General features: G+C 62.1%; 1 protein-coding gene. It reads right to left on the bottom strand.

Annotated features, from left to right (window positions below; all coding sequences use genetic code 11):
* Positions 1–23: 23 nt before the first annotated feature.
* Positions 24–253, bottom strand: a 230-nt coding sequence (locus P0D80_RS51650; protein ID WP_408296791.1) for a hypothetical protein, incomplete at its 5' end; no start/stop codon positions are given.

The following is a 253-nucleotide window of genomic DNA, read 5'->3' as shown; positions in this document are numbered from 1 at the left end:
CGCCTGGAAGCGGGGGTTATCCTTCATCTGTGCACCGAGCTGGTTTTGTAGCGTGCCGGAGAGTACCGCCGTGCAGGTGAAGCTGTTTCCCTGCCCAGAAGCTTCTGCCTGTATTCCGTCAGCTCGTTCTTTGAGAAGCCGCCTGCATCCGGGTCCAGCTCATCCGCATGGTTAAGCAGCGCCACGGCCAGCACCCGCAGTGCTACGACCAGCACCCGCAGTGCCACGGGAGAGTCCTGCTCCCGGCCAAACA

This window comes from Paraburkholderia sp. RL17-373-BIF-A (assembly GCF_046030175.1).
Lineage (GTDB): Bacteria > Pseudomonadota > Gammaproteobacteria > Burkholderiales > Burkholderiaceae > Paraburkholderia.
Note: the sequence above shows the minus strand (reverse complement) of the source record. Positions and strands in the feature narration are given on the sequence as shown.